The sequence below is a fragment of the Phyllobacterium sp. SL163 genome (genome assembly GCF_049896885.1).
Classification (GTDB): Bacteria; Pseudomonadota; Alphaproteobacteria; order Rhizobiales; family Rhizobiaceae; genus Phyllobacterium; species Phyllobacterium calauticae.
The window spans coordinates 108,251-123,629 of the sequence record NZ_JAFCVE010000004.1; the positions used below are offsets into that span (position 1 = coordinate 108,251).

The window sequence follows — 15,379 nt, forward strand, 5'->3', positions numbered from 1 at the left end:
GAAAAGCCACGTTGAGTACGGCGGCTTGGTCTGTTAGAGCAGGTTTCACACTCATCCGCCCACCGATTGCCTATAGGAACACACAATGATCCCGCGTTATTCGCGGCCCGAAATGGTCGCCATCTGGTCCCCGGAAACGAAATTCCGCATCTGGTTCGAAATCGAGGCCTATGCCTGCGATGCACTGGCGGAACTCGGCGTCATTCCCAAGGAAGCTGCTGCGACAATCTGGGAAAAGGGCGGCGCTGCCACATTCGATATCGACCGCATCGACGAGATCGAGCGTGAGACCAAGCACGATGTCATCGCCTTCCTGACGCATCTGGCTGAGATCGTCGGTCCCGACGCGCGCTTCGTGCATCAGGGCATGACCTCGTCCGATGTGCTCGATACCTGTTTCAACGTCCAGCTGATGCGGGCCAGTGACATCCTTTTGGCTGACCTCGACAAGCTGCTGGCAGCCCTGAAGAAGCGCGCCTTCGAGCACAAGGACACGGTCACCATCGGCCGCAGCCACGGTATCCATGCCGAGCCGACGACGTTCGGCGTCAAGCTGGCACAGGCCTATGCCGAATTCGAGCGCTGCCGCACCCGTCTCGTGGCCGCACGCGCCGAGATCGCCACTTGCGCCATTTCCGGCGCTGTCGGCACCTTCGCCAATATCGATCCCTATGTCGAAGAACATGTGGCCAAGTCGCTGGGCATGGAGCCGGAACCGGTCTCCACGCAGGTCATCCCGCGTGACCGCCATGCCATGTATTTCGCCACGCTCGGCGTCATCGCCTCGTCCATCGAGCGTCTTTCCGTTGAAATTCGCCACCTGCAGCGCACGGAAGTTCTGGAAGCGGAGGAATATTTCTCCCCCGGCCAGAAGGGTTCCTCCGCCATGCCGCACAAGCGCAATCCGGTGCTGACGGAAAACATGACCGGCCTCGCCCGCATGGTGCGCGCCTTTGCCCTGCCTGCCATGGAAAATGTGGCGCTCTGGCACGAACGCGACATTTCGCATTCATCCGTCGAGCGCATGATCGGCCCGGACGCGACGATCACGCTTGATTTTGCCCTTGCCCGCATGACCGGCGTCATCGACAAGCTGCTGGTCTATCCGGACAACATGCTGAAAAACATGAACAAGTTCCGTGGCCTGATCCACTCGCAGCGCGTTCTGCTTGCCCTCACGCAGGCCGGTGTGTCCCGCGAGGATTCCTACCGCCTCGTCCAGCGCAACGCGATGAAGGTCTGGGAACAGGGCAAGGATTTCCTCGAGGAGCTGCTGGCCGACGCGGACGTCCGCGCCGCGCTGCCGGAACAGACCATCCGCGAGAAATTCGATCTTGGCTATCATACCAAGCATGTCGACACGATTTTCAGGCGCGTGTTCGGCGAAGCTTGAACGCGTCCCGTTAATCAAAAGAAAAGCCCGCGGTTTCGCGGGCTTTTTATTGGCAGAAAGCGGTCAGGCCTTTGCCGGTACGATGCGCATCACATTGCCCCAGGGATCGACGATTTCCCGCTCGCCCCGGGCATCGCTCGACACGAATTCGGCCCAGGCGAGACCGGAACGATCATTGTCCCGCTTGCCCGCACCCTTGCTCTGCCAGGAATTGGCAGCAACATGGTGATGGTAGCCGCCGGTCGACAGGAACACGGCACTGCCGCCGAAACCAGCGACGGTCTGCATGCCGAGCTCACGATGCCACCATGCCTCCGCGTCCCCGGCATTGCCGACCCGCAGATGCAGATGGCCAACCATGGCGCCATCGGGCGCGCCATTCCATTCCGCCGTATCCGGCTTCAGCTCGCCAAGCAGATTACCGACATCCAGCGCAGCGGTGCCCATCTCGACGGATGAACCGTTCCATTGCCAGTTCTCATGCGGGCGATCCGCATAAATCTCGATGCCATTGCCTTCCGGGTCCGTCAGATAGATGGCCTCGCTGACAATATGGTCCGATGCACCGACAATCGGTGTGCGCTGGTCGATGGCGCGCCGCGCCCACCGGGCAAGATCGACCCGGCGCGGCAGCAGAAAAGCCGTGTGATAAAGGCCGGCGCTGTGCGGATCGTCGGCACGGATCGCCGCCGCCTGCTCGATTTCGAGCAAAGGCATCTCACCTGCTCCAAGGATGATCGTCTGCCCCTTGCGGGAAAGCTCCCGCAAGCCGACAACCTCGCTGTAATATTTCGCCAGCTGATCGGCATCCCTCGCCTTGATGCCAACTTTTGACACATGGGTCGGGGCCGTTGCTGCAAAGGGAACGCTGTTCATATCTGTCTCCGCGCGGGCTGATCCCGCAATCGCCTGGAAAGCCAGCATTCCGGCACCGCTGACGACATCTCTGCGTGTGACCTTCATGTGCACTCCCGGCGATCCACCTGTTATACCGCCTCTAAAATCGGCCGTTACATCAACGGATACAAGCCATGCAGCGGCGAACAGCATGTTCACCATTCGCGAACCATCAAATCCGGATTGTTTACAATCTTGTGGCGTTGCGGTTCCCCGATATTTTTCCTAAATGGGGAGCATGAAAGTCAAAGACGCTGATATCCTCATCATTCCCGGTTACACCAATTCCGGTCCCGATCACTGGCAGACGCGCTGGGAGGCCAAGCTTTCCACGGCACGGCGCGTCGAGCAGAAGGAATGGTCGAAGCCTGTCCTTGCCGACTGGGTGGCGGAAGTGGTCAAATCCGTCAACGAAGCGACCCTGCCCGTTGTCGTTGTCGCACATTCCCTGGGGGTGCCGACCTTTGTGCACGCATTGCCGCAGATCGGCAGCAAGATCAAAGGCGCTTTCCTGGTGACGCCGCCTGACGTGTCAAACCCGAAAATCCGGCCGAAGCACCTGATGACATTCGGCCCCTACCCGCGCGAGCCTTTCACATTTCCATCCATCGTCGTTGCCAGCCGCAATGATCACTATTGCGAATATGCCGTTGCAGAAGACCTGGCGGCGGCCTGGGGATCCCTGTTCATCGATGCCGGTGAATCAGGCCACCTCAACGCCGAATCCGGCCATGGTCCGTGGCCGGAAGGCACGATGGTGTTTGCGAAATTTATTTCGCAACTATGATTTGATGGCTGCCAGTAATGTCTGCACACCCAGTTGCAGATAGGCCGTGTCGACGGAGATCGGCACATAGGTGAAACCGAGACCGGTGAACCGTTTTGCAAGCTCCGCATTGGGCGCGTAGATGCCGCAGAGTTTGCCTGCGGCGTGCGCCTTGGCGGCGATTTCCCGCAGCGGCTCGATGATCGCCTGCGACCCGGCATCCACCTCGGCACCGTTGCTCCAGCCGATGGAGAAATCCGCAGGGCCGACAAAAACGCCGTCGATACCATCGATGGCCAGAATACCGTCCAGCGCGGCAAAGGCGGCGCGTGTCTCGATCATGGCGAAAGCCAGCGTCTTGGCATTGACCTCAGTCAGATAGCCGCCGGAACCGCTGGCGCCATAGCTTGCCGGACGCCCGCGCAACTGCCCCCACGACCGCTCGCCGACTGGCGGATATTTCATGGAAGCAGCAAAACGCCGCGCATCTTCAACCGAATTGATCATCGGGGCGATAATGCCCTCGGCGCCGAAGTCCAGTGCCCGGCTTGCCATGTCGAACCGGTCGACGGGAATGCGCACCACCGTATGCTTGCCTGCGCTCTGGATGATACCGATGCTTTGCAGAACCGATTGCGTATCGAACGGGCCGTGCTGCATGTCGAGCATGAAGGCGGTGAAATCCGTCCGGCACAGGGTTTCCATGACCAGCGGATGAGGCAGGTTGCACCAGGCGGAAAAAACCGTTTCTCCCGCCCTCAGACGTGATGCTAGCGACATGATCTCTCCCGGAAATTGTTGCTTGTAGTCGAATCGCCTTGGAGTGAAGCAAAAACAACGGAATAGCACCAACAAAAAACCGCCCTGGAAGGGCGGTTTTTACGAAGACCGATCAGGACAGATCAGGATCCCTGGATCTGGCGGATGGCTTCTTCCAGCATTTCATCCATTGTACGGCGGATGCGGTGGTCGGATTTGTCGACACCTGCCGCATCGAAATCGGCACGGATCTTGCGGAACACGTCATCATCACCGGCTTCCTGGAAATCCGCCTTGATGACTTCAAGCGCATAGGCTTCCGCTTCTTCGCCGGTCTTGCCCAGCTTTTCCGCTGCCCAAAGGCCAATCAGCTTGTTGCGCCGTGCCTCTGCCCGAAAGCGAACCTCCGCGTCATGCGCATATTTGCTTTCAAAGGCATTTTCGCGATCTTCCATTGTCATCCTCTCTTGCTCCCGCAAAATGAATTGGTCATTCCGGTGAAAGATGCCTCCCCGGTCTTGGCGTTTTTAGGGCAAGTCCCTGATAGGCATTGTTTCTTAGGTTCATATAACCATTCTGCACGAAATCGGAAGTCTGAAATGAACCTCTTCAGGCAAACATGGGTCACATTGTCGTAAAAAGCCCATATAACCCATAAATCCGGGGACCTACTAAGGGATCGGCACCATTAATCTGGTCGAAATGGTACGAGGCCATTTGCTCGGATCCGAGGAGCAAAGGCGATGGGAATGTTTATCCATTCTCAAGTCCTTTGCGACGATGGAGCCGGGCAAATGGACCATATCCTACGGACGCCGAAACGGCTGCAAGCTGCAGTGTCGAGCCGCTCGGCCGGGGGAAAGACCCCGCCCTTCGCACCTCTCCTCGCATCTTCTTGCCGTTTCTGGCGCCATTTCGATCATATTAATGGTGCCGATCCCTAAAGTATCATTGTAGAATGCTTGCTTTTACGATAGTTAGCGCGCCAACATGACGGCTGTGACCAAGGCCGACCGATAACTCCAATACCAGAGACCTGCAATGAACCGTCGCCGCCGTGTCTACGAAGGCAAAGCCAAAATCCTTTACGAAGGACCCGAGCCAGGAACGCTTGTCCAACATTTCAAAGACGACACCACCGTGCTGCATCCAAAAAAGCACGAAGTCATTGATGGCAAAGGTGTTTTGAACAACCGGATTTCCGAGTACATTTTCACCCAGCTCAACCGCATGGGTATTCCGACGCACTTCATCCGCCGCCTCAACATGCGTGAGCAGCTGATCAAGGAAGTCGAAATCATTCCCCTGCAGGTGGTCGTCCGCAACATTGCGGCGGGTTCGCTGGCAAAACGTCTTGGAATCGAAGAGGGCACGGTCCTGCCGCGCTCGATCATCGAATTTTACTACAAAAACGACGTTCTGGACGATCCTATGGTCTCCGAAGAGCACATCACGGCCTTTGGCTGGGCTGCGCCGCAGGAAATCGATGACATCATGGCACTGGCCATTCGCGTCAACGACTTCCTCAGCGGCCTGTTCCTCGGCGTCGGTATCCAGCTCGTCGATTTCAAGATCGAATGCGGCCGTTTGTGGGAAGGCGATATGATGCGTATTGTCGTCGCCGACGAGTTTTCCCCCGATTCCGCCCGCCTGTGGGACAGCCAGACCAGCGAAAAGCTGGACAAGGACCGGTTCCGTCGTGATATGGGCGGTCTGATCGAGGCCTATCAGGAAGTCGCCCGCCGTCTGGGCATCATGAATGAAAATGAACAGTTGCGGCCAACCGGGCCGGTTCTCGTTAAATAATCGCTGATTGAACAATCTCGGAGAAGACGATCGATGAAGGCACGTGTCACTGTAACCTTGAAGAATGGCGTCCTTGACCCGCAGGGCAAGGCAATTGTCGGCGCGCTGGGCAGTCTTGGTTTCGATGGCGTTGCATCCGTACGCCAGGGCAAGATCTTTGATGTGGAGATCGACACCAAGGACCGCGCCGTTGCCGAAGCCAACGTCAAGGCGATGTGCGAAAAGCTGCTCGCCAATACCGTCATCGAAGATTACGCGGTGGAGCTCGTTTAAAAAATGAAATCAGCTGTCGTTCTTCTCCCGGGCCTCAATCGCGACCGTGACATGATTGCGGCGCTGACGAAGATCTCCGGCCAGGCACCGCAGACGGTCTGGCAGACGGACACGGAAATCCCCGATGTCGATCTGATCGTCATTCCCGGCGGGTTCTCCTATGGTGACTATCTGCGCTGCGGCGCCATTGCCGCGCGCATGCCCGTCATGCAGGCGATCCGCGAAAAGGCCGACAAGGGCGTCATGATCATGGGCGTGTGCAACGGCTTCCAGATTTTGCAGGAAGCAGGCCTCCTGCCCGGCGCCCTGATGCGCAACGCGTCGCTGAAATTCGTCTGCCGCGAAGTGAAGCTGGAAGTGACCAACGCCAACACCGCCTTCACCCGCGGCTATTCGCATGGCCAGATCGTCCGCTGCCCGGTTGCCCATCATGACGGCAATTTCTTCGCTGACGAAACGACTTTGGCCCGCATCGAAGGCGAAGGCCAGGTGGTTTTCCGCTATGCGGAGGGTACAAACCCGAACGGCGCCATGAATGACATTGCCGGTATCATCAGCGAAAAAGGCAATGTTCTCGGTATGATGCCGCATCCGGAGAACCTGATTGAGGCTGCCCATGGCGGCTCCGATGGCCGCGCCCTGTTTGCGGGCATTCTTGGGATTGCCGCCTGAGTAAAATTCTATACGCTTGAGCCATGCCGTTCCGGCCCGCCATGGGCCGGAACGGCACTCAAACGGAGGAATTGAGAATGAAACTGTATTCGCGGCCGCTCTCCCCCTACTCCTCGATTGTTCGTTGCATCGCCTATTACAAAAAGGCACCCATCAAGGTCGTAGCGCCGCCGCCGGGTTTTCCGATACCCGAAGAGTTCCGCAGCATTTCCCCGTTCAACCGTATTCCGGTGCTGATCACAGGCTCGGGCCTGACCATCATCGAAGCCACGGTAATCTCCGAATATCTCGAAGAACATTTTCCTGAACCGGTTCTGTTGCCGGCGGACTCGCGTGACCGCGCCGTGGTGCGCATGGCTGCCCGTATCGCCGAACTGGAAATCCTCGTTCCGGTCATGGAGCTTTTTGAGCTCGTTCACACCAAATCCAAGGACGATGCGCGCATCACCAAGCTTTTTGCCCAGCTGGAAGCCGGTTTGCGTGAAATCGAACACCGCATGGGAGATGGCCCCTATGCGCTGGGCAAGCAGATGACGATGGCGGATGCCTGGCTGACACCGATCCGCTTCCTGTTCAACCATTTCCGGGTGATGACGCGCCGCTCGCGCCTGCTTGAACCATTTCCGAAATTCGACGCCTATGAGCAACTGATTGTTCAGGATCCGGTGCTATCGCTGGTCTGGTTCGAGATGACGGATGCCTTGAAAGTGTTCCTCGGGGAACTTGAGGCAAGCTGATCAACCGCCCTTGTATCATTGGAGATAGCTGGATGAAAATGCAGACGATTGGCGTTGCCATGATGATTTCGCTCGTGGCGCTCGCCGGATGCCAATCACCCAGCAAGCCGGGGCCTGGCTCTCTGGCCTTCGGTTCGGACAAGGCCGCCCTCGCCACCATGGAGAGGGTGGCCCTTGCCGCCAATAATTGCTGGTTCAAGTCGAAGGATTCGGCGTTCAAGCCCTACCATCTCGCGCCGGAGCTGAATTCCTATTCCGGCCGCCCGCGCATCCTCGTCGTCCCGGCGGGCAACCCCGGCGGCCGTCCGCTGCTGGTCGTTCACGCGGAAGGCAACCCGGCCAAAGTTGAGGCCTTCGGCCCGCTGATGGGACATTCCATGGGAAATCGCATTGAATCCGACATACGCCGCTGGGCAGCAGGGCAACCGTCCTGCACCGCGCGCGGCTGAAGAATGAAAACGCAAGCCGGTGCGGTTGTGCACCGGCTTGAGGCATCACGTCGACAGATAACGGTCGAGATCGGCTTCGACATGATCGCGGGTCAAGGCAAGATCCTTGAGCCCTTCGTCGCTCAGCTTGCCGAGCTGCAGCCGCGTGCGCCGTTTCATCAGGGCGCTTTCCACCCAGCCGGCAAATTGTGACAGGAAGTCCGGCTGTGAAGCATAGGTCAGCCCCCGGATAGCGGGACGGTTAGGTTCTACAAAAGTCGTACCCATATGCGCCTCCCTGAAACGATTGAATATGCAATATATAGGTAAATCACAAAAGATTCATTCAATATTACTGAGGGCGGGTATCAGCGGTCCTGATCGCGGCGCGCAAGGCCGTTCGCACCGACCTGCAATTGTCCGCAGGGCTGCTGTTCGGCGCTTCGGTCCTGCCCTAATCCCAGAAGAAACGGCGTGACTCACGCAACGCGTCAAGAGGCGTCATTCCGATGTCCTTCAGCTGTTCAGCGGAAAGTTCACTCAGATGAATGCGGGTGTTGTGCTTTCTCACAGCCACGTACAACCATTCCATCATGCGGCGGAACGCCGCCGTATTGTCACCCAATACGCGTGTTGGCAAATCACGGCTTGCACGCTTTACATCGGAGCATTCTCTTTCAATTGCATCAATTGTACTCATAGCATCCATCCTATCAAGCCGAATTGACTCGAATTGTACCGCTAATTGTAATGGATTGACTCAATTGGAATCGCAATATACATAATTGTCACCATGACAAATTGGCTTCCAGAACTGAAACACGGCAAAGGCCCGCTCTATCTGCAGCTTGCGGAGCGGATTGAAGCGGACATTGCAGACGGCGTGCTTGCACCGGGCGCGAAATTGCCTCCGCAGCGCAATCTTGCCTTCGATATCGGGGTGACAATCGGCACGGTCGGTCGGGCGTACAATCTCATCCGCGAGCGCGGTCTTGTCAGCGGAGAAGTGGGTCGGGGCACCTATGTGATTGATCACAAGGAGACGAAGCTGATTGAGCTTCCACCCGCCCAGCACTCCGAACCCTTCGGCGGCACGCGCAGCGCCGTCATTGCGCCCGGCAATATCCGGCTCGACAGCACGGCAGCAATCGATGTCGGGCAATCGGTTGTGATGGACCGCTTTCTGCGGGATATCACCCGATCCTATCCCGGCGAAATCGCCAGCTATTCCCGCACCCTGCCCCCGTCATGGCAATGGGCGGGCAGCCGCTGGCTCGGGTCGGCGGACTGGCGGCCCGATGCCGCTTCGATTGTACCGACGCTCGGCGCGCATTCAGCCATTCTGGCGATCATTGCCGCGGTTACCACACCGGGCGACCGTATCGCCTTCGAGGATTTGACCTATTGTTCCGCCGCGCGCAGCGTCAATCTGATGGGGCGGCGCAGCATCATCATGAACACCGAGAACGGCAGCGCTACACCGGATGACTTTGAACGGCTCTGTGCGCAGCAGCACCCGAAGCTGGTGTTCCTGATGCCGTCGCTGCAGAATCCGACGGCCACAACCCTCTCCGAGGAACATCGCCGCGCCATTGTCGAGATTGCCCGGCGTTACAATGTCTGGATCATCGAGGACGAGATTTACGGTTCGCTCCTCTGCCTTGATCACGTCAAGCTTGCAGAACTGGCGCCGGAACGGACCTTCCACATTGGCGGCCTGTCGAAATCCGTTGCGGCGGGTGTACGCGGCGGCTGGGTTGCCTGCCCGCCGCATCTGGCATCGCGCGTGCTGACAGCCCACAAGATGGTCACCGGCGGCATGCCGTTCCTCATGGCGGAACTCGGGGCGCAACTGGTCAATTCCGGCGAGGCCGACGCCATCCGGGTCAAGGTCCGGGAAGAAACCACCGAACGGGAAGCGCTGGCAAGATCGATCTTTGCCGGTTTCGATATCAACTCGCATCCCTATTCGCCGTTTATCTGGGTGAAACTGCCGGAACCATGGCTGTCGGCGACCTTCAAGAGCGCGGCGCTCAATGAGGGTGTCCTCATTGACGACGAGGACGAGTTCAAGCCGGGCCGGACGGAAAAGACCTTCCACCGGGTGCGGTTTGGCTATTCGGTGCCTGCAACGCGCGGTGAAGTGGAAAACGGCCTGTCCATCCTGCGCCGTCTGATGGAAACCGACAATGCGAGCTATGACAGCTATTCGTGAGTGCTCTGAAGGCTATTGCGTAAGCATTGTGCGTGGTTCGACAAGCTCACCATGAGGGAGGGTCAGGATTGCAAGGAGTTATATTCTGCAACCTTTGCGATTGGCATTGCAGCCAAACCACTCCCCTCATGGTGAGCTTGTCGAACCACGTACCAAGCGCCATGCAAGGCTGATACGATTTACCATCCGACACCACCTGTTGACGAAACGCGGCAAGCGACAATTTTTCCGCCTTAGACGGTGTATTCCCCGCGCAAATTGCTCTAAGAGAACCCAAGAAAAGCGCAATGGAATTGGTATTACCGATGGTTCTCTCCAACACAATCCAGATCACGCCGGAACTCGTTGCTTCGCACGGGCTCAAGCCGGACGAATATCAACGCATTCTCGACCTGATCGGACGCGAACCCAGCTTTACCGAGCTCGGCATCTTCTCGGCCATGTGGAACGAGCATTGCTCCTACAAATCCTCGAAGAAATGGCTGCGTACCCTGCCGACAACCGGACCGCAGGTCATTCAGGGCCCCGGCGAAAACGCCGGTGTTGTCGATATCGGCGATGGCGACTGCGTTGTCTTCAAGATGGAGAGCCACAACCACCCCTCCTATATCGAGCCCTATCAGGGTGCGGCGACCGGTGTCGGCGGTATCCTGCGCGATGTGTTCACCATGGGTGCCCGGCCGATTGCGGCCATGAATGCGCTGCGCTTCGGCGCACCGTCACACCCGAAGACGCGCCACCTCGTGTCGGGCGTGGTTGAAGGTGTCGGCGGTTACGGCAATTCCTTCGGCGTTCCCACAGTCGGCGGTGAAGTCAATTTCGATGCCCGCTACAACGGCAACATCCTCGTCAACGCTTTTGCCGCCGGCCTTGCCAAGACCAATGCGATCTTCCTGTCCGAAGCCAAGGGCGTCGGCCTTCCCGTTGTCTATCTCGGTGCCAAGACCGGCCGCGATGGCGTTGGCGGTGCCACGATGGCATCGGCGGAATTCGATGAATCGATCGAAGAGAAGCGCCCGACCGTTCAGGTCGGCGATCCCTTCACGGAAAAATGCCTGCTTGAAGCCTCGCTGGAACTGATGGCATCGGGTGCCGTCATCGCCATTCAGGACATGGGCGCTGCGGGCCTCACCTGCTCCGCCGTGGAAATGGGCGCCAAGGGCAATCTCGGCATCCGGCTCAACCTCGATGACGTGCCGGTGCGCGAAGAGCGCATGACCGCCTATGAAATGATGCTGTCGGAAAGCCAGGAGCGCATGCTCATGGTTCTGCGTCCGGAAAAGGAAGCGGAAGCCGAGGCGATCTTCAAGAAATGGGGCCTGGATTTCGCCATCGTCGGCTACACCACGGACGATCTGCGCTTCCGCGTCATCCATCAGGGTGAGGAAGTCGCCAATCTGCCGATCAAGGATCTTGGCGATCAGGCGCCCGAATATGACCGTCCATGGATGGAACCCGGCAAGCATGCACCGCTGCCCGCTGCCAGCGTTCCCGATGTCGACGATTACGGCGCCGCACTGCTCAAGCTGATCGGCTCGCCCGATCTGTCGTCGCGCCGCTGGGTCTACGAACAATATGACACACTGATTCAGGGCAACTCGCTGCAGGTACCCGGCGGCGATGCCGGCGTCGTGCGCGTCGAGGGTCACCGCAGCAAGGCGCTTGCCTTCTCGTCCGACGTGACCCCGCGCTACTGCGAAGCCGACCCCTATGAGGGTGGCAAGCAGGCTGTGGCCGAATGCTGGCGCAACCTGACCGCTGTCGGCGCTGAACCGCTCGCTGCCACCGACAATCTCAATTTCGGCAATCCGGAACGGCCTGAAATCATGGGACAGCTGGTCAAGGCCATTGGCGGCATCGGCGATGCCTGCCGCGCGCTCGCCTTCCCCATCGTTTCCGGCAACGTGTCGCTCTACAACGAAACCAACGGCCAGGCGATCCTGCCGACACCCACCATTGCCGGTGTTGGACTGATCCCCGACTGGTCGAAGACAGCCAAGATCGGCGGCATGCACGACAGTGACGTGCTGATCCTGATCGGCGGCGACGGCACGCATCTCGGCCAGTCGGTTTACCTACGCGACCTGCATGGCCGTGCCGACGGCCCGCCCCCGCCGGTTGACCTCAACATCGAGAAGCGCAACGGCAATTTTGTCCGCTCGGCCATCCGCAACGGCCAGATCACCGCTTGCCATGACCTGTCCGATGGCGGCCTTGGCATTGCGCTCGCCGAGATGTGCATGGCTGCGGCCAAGGGCGCCAAGGTCACCGTCGGTGAAGGCCCGGCACATGCCCTGCTTTTTGGTGAAGATCAGGCGCGTTATCTCATTGCCGTTGCGCCTGACATGGCCAACTTCGTCACGCTCAATGCCGAGGGGTCGGGCGTTCCGTTCCGCAAGCTGGGCACTGTCGGCGGCAGCACATTGACGATCGAGGGCCTCGCCTCCATATCAGTAGCAGACCTGACAAAAGCACACGAATCGTGGTTCCCTGACTACATGAGCGGTCAGGACGGCGAAGAAACACAGGCTGCATGATCCTGTCCCGGTAAAGGACAGGCGAAAGTTTGGGAGACAGAACATGGCTATGGACGCGCGCGACATCGAGAAAATGATCAAGGACGCGATTCCTGACGCGCAGGTGACCATTCGCGATCTGGCAGGCGATGGTGATCACTATGCCGCGGAAGTCGTCGCCGAGAGTTTTCGCGGCAAGTCGCGCGTTCAGCAGCACCAGATGGTCTATGATGCGCTCAAGGGCAATATGGGGGGCGTCCTGCACGCCCTCGCCCTGCAGACCAGCGCCCCGGAATAATCACTTCGAATAATCACTTCTTTGCGAACACGGCGAGAATCGGCCCCACGGGGTCGATCCCGCCAATCAGGGTTTTGCGGTTATTGGCGACGGCCGAGATCGTACCGTCGAGAAAGAGCGCGTTGGCGCAATTCAGCCCATCCCTGAACAGACGGGCGAAACTTCCCAGACTCACCGGCTCGATGGATATCGCCAGGATGACCGTGTTGGCGTCGCGAACGCCGACGGCGTTGCGGATCAGGCGTGATGTTCCGTTCGGCTCGAATCGCGGATGCACCTGCCCGTTGATGACCAGCATCGGCCCCGACTGGGTAGCTATGCGGACATCGGGCTTTGCGGCATCAAACGCCGCTGTTTCCAGAATGCCGGCGGAACCATCCTTCCCGATGAAGAAAACCCCGTTCGGCTTCATGTAGAAATTGCCGTCGCCGTCATCGGTCTGCAGTTCCGATGTCTCCTTGCCATCCTCGACATAGAGGCCGACCGGAGAAAGGTCCTTTTCATACATGCCGGCATTCATCGCCAGGATCGGGCGTGTGTCCAGCAGCCGGGATTCCATGAACGTCTTCAGCGATCCGTAGGGTTCGCCGTCGGTGCCCGTGCGCACCAGATCGACGCGATGCGAGCGCAGGTCGATCTCGCAGACGATGGAATCGACATCCTCGAAGGTCATCTTCCGGCAAATGTCGGGCAGATCGCCATCGGAGATATTGATCGGCGGGTTGGGCGCAGGCTTGGGCGGTGATACCGGGCGCATGAACCAGAAAATTCCTCCCAAAATTGCCAGAACGACGAAGCTGACCGCTATAATGATACGAGATGACACAGTGACCAGCCTTGTTTTGCCAGATTTGAAGCGCTATTTGTTTAAACGAGATCAATTTGGACCATTGATGACGATTCGTTGTCATTTGGTATGAAAGGTTGCCGAAATGAGCGGTATCAATGAATTTATCGACAATGAGGTCAAGAGCAACGACGTCGTCCTTTTCATGAAGGGAACGCCGGGCTTTCCGCAGTGCGGCTTTTCGGGCCAGGTCGTGCAAATTCTTGACTACATCGGCGTCGATTACAAAGGCGTGAATATTCTGACATCCAATGAACTGCGTCAGGGTATCAAGGATTATTCCAACTGGCCGACCATCCCGCAGCTTTATGTGAAGGGCGAATTCGTCGGCGGTTGTGATATCATCCGTGAAATGTTCCAGGCGGGCGAGCTACAAACCCTGCTCAGCGAAAAAGGCATCGCCACAAAGGCGGCCTGACTACGCAACAGTTTCAATCGGTTCCGGGGAAATCCGGAATCATTTTCTCAAGGCGTCGGCTATTCCGACGCCTTTGTCTTTGTTTTGCAGGTCTCATAATGGATACCACCACCCCAACGACAGCGCCGCGCCTGATGGGCATGGGCAAGGTCGAATTCATCGGAATGATGGCCATGCTCATGGCGATCAACGCGCTTGCCATCGACATCATGCTGCCCGGCTTGCAGCAGATCGGCGCAAGCCTTGGCGTAACGAATGAAAACCACCGGCAATACGTGATTTCAGCCTATCTGCTCGGCTTCTCGGTATCGCAGCTGTTCTATGGCCCGCTGTCTGATCGCTTCGGCCGCCGCAAGCCGCTTCTGTTCGGTCTGGTTGTCTACGTCATCGCCGCAGCCAGCGCGGCCTTCGTGCCAAGCTTTGCCTCCCTGCTCCTCTTCCGCCTGATCCAGGGTATCGGTTCGGCCGCCACCCGCGTCATCACCATTTCCATCGTCCGTGACGTCTATGGCGGCCGGCAGATGGCCGAAGTCATGTCGCTGATCATGATGGTGTTCATGATCGTACCGGTGATCGCACCGGGCACGGGTCAGGCCGTCATGCTGTTCGGCGACTGGCACCTGATCTTCATGTTCATGGCCGTCGTGGCGGCGGCTGTGACCGTCTGGATGTATTTCCGCCTGCCGGAAACCTTTGACCCCGCCGACCGGCGTCCGTTTACGCTGGCATCGGTGGCGCAGGGCTTCAAGATCGTTCTGACCAACCGGGTGGCGCTCTGCTATACGCTGGCCAGCGCCTTCCTGTTCGGCTCGCTGTTCGGTTTCATCAACTCGGCCCAGCAGATCTATATCGGCATCTATGATCTCGGCATCTGGTTCCCGGTGGCGTTTTCATCCATCGCGATCATGATGGCGTTTTCGTCCTTCGTGAACTCGCGCTTTGTCGGCCGGTTCGGCATGCGCCGCCTGTCGCATGGTGCGCTGATGGGCTTCCTGACGATCAACACGGTCTGGCTGCTCCTGACCATATTCGGTCCGCATCCGACACCGTTCCCGATCTACCTCCTGCTCTTCGCCATGGCGATGTTCCAGTTCGGTTGGATCGGCTCCAACTTCAATGCGCTTGCAATGGAGCCGCTCGGCCACGTCGCCGGCACGGCATCGTCAGTGCTTGGGTTTATGGGAACGGCAGGCGGCGGCGCCATCGGCGCCATCATCGGCCAGTCCTATGACGGGACAACCCTGCCGCTTGTCATGGGTTTCTTCGTTGTTTCGGTGATCGGCCTGATGTTCGTGCTGATTGCCGAGAAGGGCAAGCTCTTCCATCCCCACAATCCGCGGGTTTAAACCCGCGG

18 protein-coding genes are annotated in these 15,379 nt (G+C 58.5%); 12 read left to right on the plus strand and 6 right to left on the minus strand.

The genetic code is table 11. The annotated features are described in order from the left end of the window. Positions 1–85: 85 nt before the first annotated feature. Complete coding sequence (gene purB / locus ACP7B1_RS10325; protein ID WP_223612979.1) at positions 86–1,393, plus strand: adenylosuccinate lyase; 1,308 nt, start codon at positions 86–88, stop codon at positions 1,391–1,393. A 63-nt stretch (positions 1,394–1,456) separates the two neighbouring features. On the opposite strand, the gene ACP7B1_RS10330 is transcribed toward purB, so the two are convergent. Then, on the minus strand, positions 1,457–2,356 hold the full coding sequence (locus ACP7B1_RS10330) for a VOC family protein (RefSeq protein WP_426136907.1): 900 nt from the start codon (positions 2,354–2,356) through the stop codon (positions 1,457–1,459). 172 nt (positions 2,357–2,528) lie between these two features. Here ACP7B1_RS10330 and ACP7B1_RS10335 point away from each other — a divergent pair, with 172 nt between their 5' ends. Continuing rightward, positions 2,529–3,077, plus strand: coding sequence for an RBBP9/YdeN family alpha/beta hydrolase (locus tag ACP7B1_RS10335; protein ID WP_223612977.1), 549 nt, complete (start codon positions 2,529–2,531; stop codon positions 3,075–3,077). Here ACP7B1_RS10335 and ACP7B1_RS10340 read toward each other — a convergent pair. After that, positions 3,072–3,836 (minus strand): HpcH/HpaI aldolase family protein, encoded by a 765-nt coding sequence (locus tag ACP7B1_RS10340; RefSeq protein ID WP_346305300.1) that lies wholly within the window; start codon positions 3,834–3,836, stop codon positions 3,072–3,074. The genes ACP7B1_RS10335 and ACP7B1_RS10340 overlap by 6 nt on opposite strands. A 122-nt stretch (positions 3,837–3,958) precedes the next feature. Beyond that, positions 3,959–4,276 (minus strand): DUF1476 domain-containing protein, encoded by a 318-nt coding sequence (locus tag ACP7B1_RS10345; protein ID WP_223612975.1) that lies wholly within the window; start codon positions 4,274–4,276, stop codon positions 3,959–3,961. Positions 4,277–4,856: 580 nt separating this feature from the next. Here ACP7B1_RS10345 and purC point away from each other — a divergent pair. From purC to ACP7B1_RS10370, 5 genes are all read left to right on the plus strand, one after another. Next, positions 4,857–5,621, plus strand: a complete 765-nt coding sequence (purC, locus tag ACP7B1_RS10350; protein ID WP_105732451.1) for a phosphoribosylaminoimidazolesuccinocarboxamide synthase — start codon at positions 4,857–4,859, stop codon at positions 5,619–5,621. Positions 5,622–5,654: 33 nt separating this feature from the next. Then, entirely contained in the window at positions 5,655–5,894 is a 240-nt protein-coding gene (purS, locus tag ACP7B1_RS10355) for a phosphoribosylformylglycinamidine synthase subunit PurS (RefSeq protein WP_105732450.1), read from the plus strand. Between the two features lie 3 nt (positions 5,895–5,897). Beyond that, positions 5,898–6,566, plus strand: a complete 669-nt coding sequence (purQ, locus tag ACP7B1_RS10360; protein ID WP_346305299.1) for a phosphoribosylformylglycinamidine synthase subunit PurQ — start codon at positions 5,898–5,900, stop codon at positions 6,564–6,566. A 77-nt stretch (positions 6,567–6,643) separates the two neighbouring features. Next, the gene (locus ACP7B1_RS10365; RefSeq protein WP_288194611.1) at positions 6,644–7,303 is read left to right on the plus strand and encodes a glutathione S-transferase family protein; all 660 of its coding nucleotides are present in this window, start codon (positions 6,644–6,646) and stop codon (positions 7,301–7,303) included. 32 nt (positions 7,304–7,335) lie between these two features. Beyond that, positions 7,336–7,752, plus strand: coding sequence for a hypothetical protein (locus tag ACP7B1_RS10370; protein ID WP_223612973.1), 417 nt, complete (start codon positions 7,336–7,338; stop codon positions 7,750–7,752). Between the two features lie 45 nt (positions 7,753–7,797). Here the strand turns inward: ACP7B1_RS10370 and ACP7B1_RS10375 are convergent, their stop codons facing one another. Beyond that, on the minus strand, positions 7,798–8,019 hold the full coding sequence (locus ACP7B1_RS10375) for a DUF1127 domain-containing protein (protein ID WP_346305298.1): 222 nt from the start codon (positions 8,017–8,019) through the stop codon (positions 7,798–7,800). Positions 8,020–8,185: 166 nt separating this feature from the next. Further along, positions 8,186–8,431: a DUF1127 domain-containing protein gene (locus ACP7B1_RS10380; RefSeq protein WP_346305297.1), complete on the minus strand. Its 246-nt coding sequence runs from the start codon at positions 8,429–8,431 to the stop codon at positions 8,186–8,188. Between the two features lie 93 nt (positions 8,432–8,524). Between ACP7B1_RS10380 and ACP7B1_RS10385 the strand changes: the two genes are divergently transcribed. From ACP7B1_RS10385 to ACP7B1_RS10395, 3 genes are all read left to right on the plus strand, one after another. Continuing rightward, positions 8,525–9,946 carry a PLP-dependent aminotransferase family protein gene (locus ACP7B1_RS10385; protein WP_346305296.1) on the plus strand — a complete coding sequence of 474 codons (1,422 nt, stop codon included), beginning with the start codon at positions 8,525–8,527 and terminating at the stop codon, positions 9,944–9,946. Positions 9,947–10,251: 305 nt separating this feature from the next. Then, complete coding sequence (gene purL / locus ACP7B1_RS10390) at positions 10,252–12,483, plus strand: phosphoribosylformylglycinamidine synthase subunit PurL (protein ID WP_346305308.1); 2,232 nt, start codon at positions 10,252–10,254, stop codon at positions 12,481–12,483. Between the two features lie 43 nt (positions 12,484–12,526). Next, positions 12,527–12,760: a BolA/IbaG family iron-sulfur metabolism protein gene (locus tag ACP7B1_RS10395; RefSeq protein WP_223612969.1), complete on the plus strand. Its 234-nt coding sequence runs from the start codon at positions 12,527–12,529 to the stop codon at positions 12,758–12,760. A 13-nt stretch (positions 12,761–12,773) separates the two neighbouring features. Here the strand turns inward: ACP7B1_RS10395 and ACP7B1_RS10400 are convergent, their stop codons facing one another. Then, complete coding sequence (locus ACP7B1_RS10400; RefSeq protein ID WP_346305295.1) at positions 12,774–13,517, minus strand: phosphodiester glycosidase family protein; 744 nt, start codon at positions 13,515–13,517, stop codon at positions 12,774–12,776. Positions 13,518–13,692: 175 nt separating this feature from the next. Here ACP7B1_RS10400 and grxD point away from each other — a divergent pair, with 175 nt between their 5' ends. Then, entirely contained in the window at positions 13,693–14,025 is a 333-nt protein-coding gene (gene grxD / locus ACP7B1_RS10405) for a Grx4 family monothiol glutaredoxin (RefSeq protein WP_105732441.1), read from the plus strand. 140 nt (positions 14,026–14,165) lie between these two features. Continuing rightward, complete coding sequence (locus ACP7B1_RS10410) at positions 14,166–15,371, plus strand: multidrug effflux MFS transporter (RefSeq protein WP_346305307.1); 1,206 nt, start codon at positions 14,166–14,168, stop codon at positions 15,369–15,371. Positions 15,372–15,379: the final 8 nt, after the last annotated feature.

Bases quoted from the DNA above. Each gene is read 5' to 3' on its own strand.
- ACP7B1_RS10385 (WP_346305296.1), top strand. From the start codon at position 8,525: ATGACAAATTGGCTTCCAGAACTGAAACACGGCAAAGGCCCGCTCTAT.
- ACP7B1_RS10395 (WP_223612969.1), top strand. From the start codon at position 12,527: ATGGCTATGGACGCGCGCGACATCGAGAAAATGATCAAGGACGCGATT.
- ACP7B1_RS10345 (WP_223612975.1), bottom strand. From the start codon at position 4,276: ATGACAATGGAAGATCGCGAAAATGCCTTTGAAAGCAAATATGCGCAT.
- purQ (WP_346305299.1), top strand. From the start codon at position 5,898: ATGAAATCAGCTGTCGTTCTTCTCCCGGGCCTCAATCGCGACCGTGAC.
- purL (WP_346305308.1), top strand. From the start codon at position 10,252: ATGGTTCTCTCCAACACAATCCAGATCACGCCGGAACTCGTTGCTTCG.
- ACP7B1_RS10400 (WP_346305295.1), bottom strand. From the start codon at position 13,517: ATGCGCCCGGTATCACCGCCCAAGCCTGCGCCCAACCCGCCGATCAAT.
- ACP7B1_RS10370 (WP_223612973.1), top strand. From the start codon at position 7,336: ATGAAAATGCAGACGATTGGCGTTGCCATGATGATTTCGCTCGTGGCG.
- ACP7B1_RS10380 (WP_346305297.1), bottom strand. From the start codon at position 8,431: ATGAGTACAATTGATGCAATTGAAAGAGAATGCTCCGATGTAAAGCGT.
- ACP7B1_RS10410 (WP_346305307.1), top strand. From the start codon at position 14,166: ATGGGCAAGGTCGAATTCATCGGAATGATGGCCATGCTCATGGCGATC.
- purC (WP_105732451.1), top strand. From the start codon at position 4,857: ATGAACCGTCGCCGCCGTGTCTACGAAGGCAAAGCCAAAATCCTTTAC.
- grxD (WP_105732441.1), top strand. From the start codon at position 13,693: ATGAGCGGTATCAATGAATTTATCGACAATGAGGTCAAGAGCAACGAC.
- ACP7B1_RS10335 (WP_223612977.1), top strand. From the start codon at position 2,529: ATGAAAGTCAAAGACGCTGATATCCTCATCATTCCCGGTTACACCAAT.
- ACP7B1_RS10340 (WP_346305300.1), bottom strand. From the start codon at position 3,836: ATGTCGCTAGCATCACGTCTGAGGGCGGGAGAAACGGTTTTTTCCGCC.
- ACP7B1_RS10330 (WP_426136907.1), bottom strand. From the start codon at position 2,356: ATGAAGGTCACACGCAGAGATGTCGTCAGCGGTGCCGGAATGCTGGCT.
- purS (WP_105732450.1), top strand. From the start codon at position 5,655: ATGAAGGCACGTGTCACTGTAACCTTGAAGAATGGCGTCCTTGACCCG.
- ACP7B1_RS10375 (WP_346305298.1), bottom strand. From the start codon at position 8,019: ATGGGTACGACTTTTGTAGAACCTAACCGTCCCGCTATCCGGGGGCTG.
- ACP7B1_RS10365 (WP_288194611.1), top strand. From the start codon at position 6,644: ATGAAACTGTATTCGCGGCCGCTCTCCCCCTACTCCTCGATTGTTCGT.
- purB (WP_223612979.1), top strand. From the start codon at position 86: ATGATCCCGCGTTATTCGCGGCCCGAAATGGTCGCCATCTGGTCCCCG.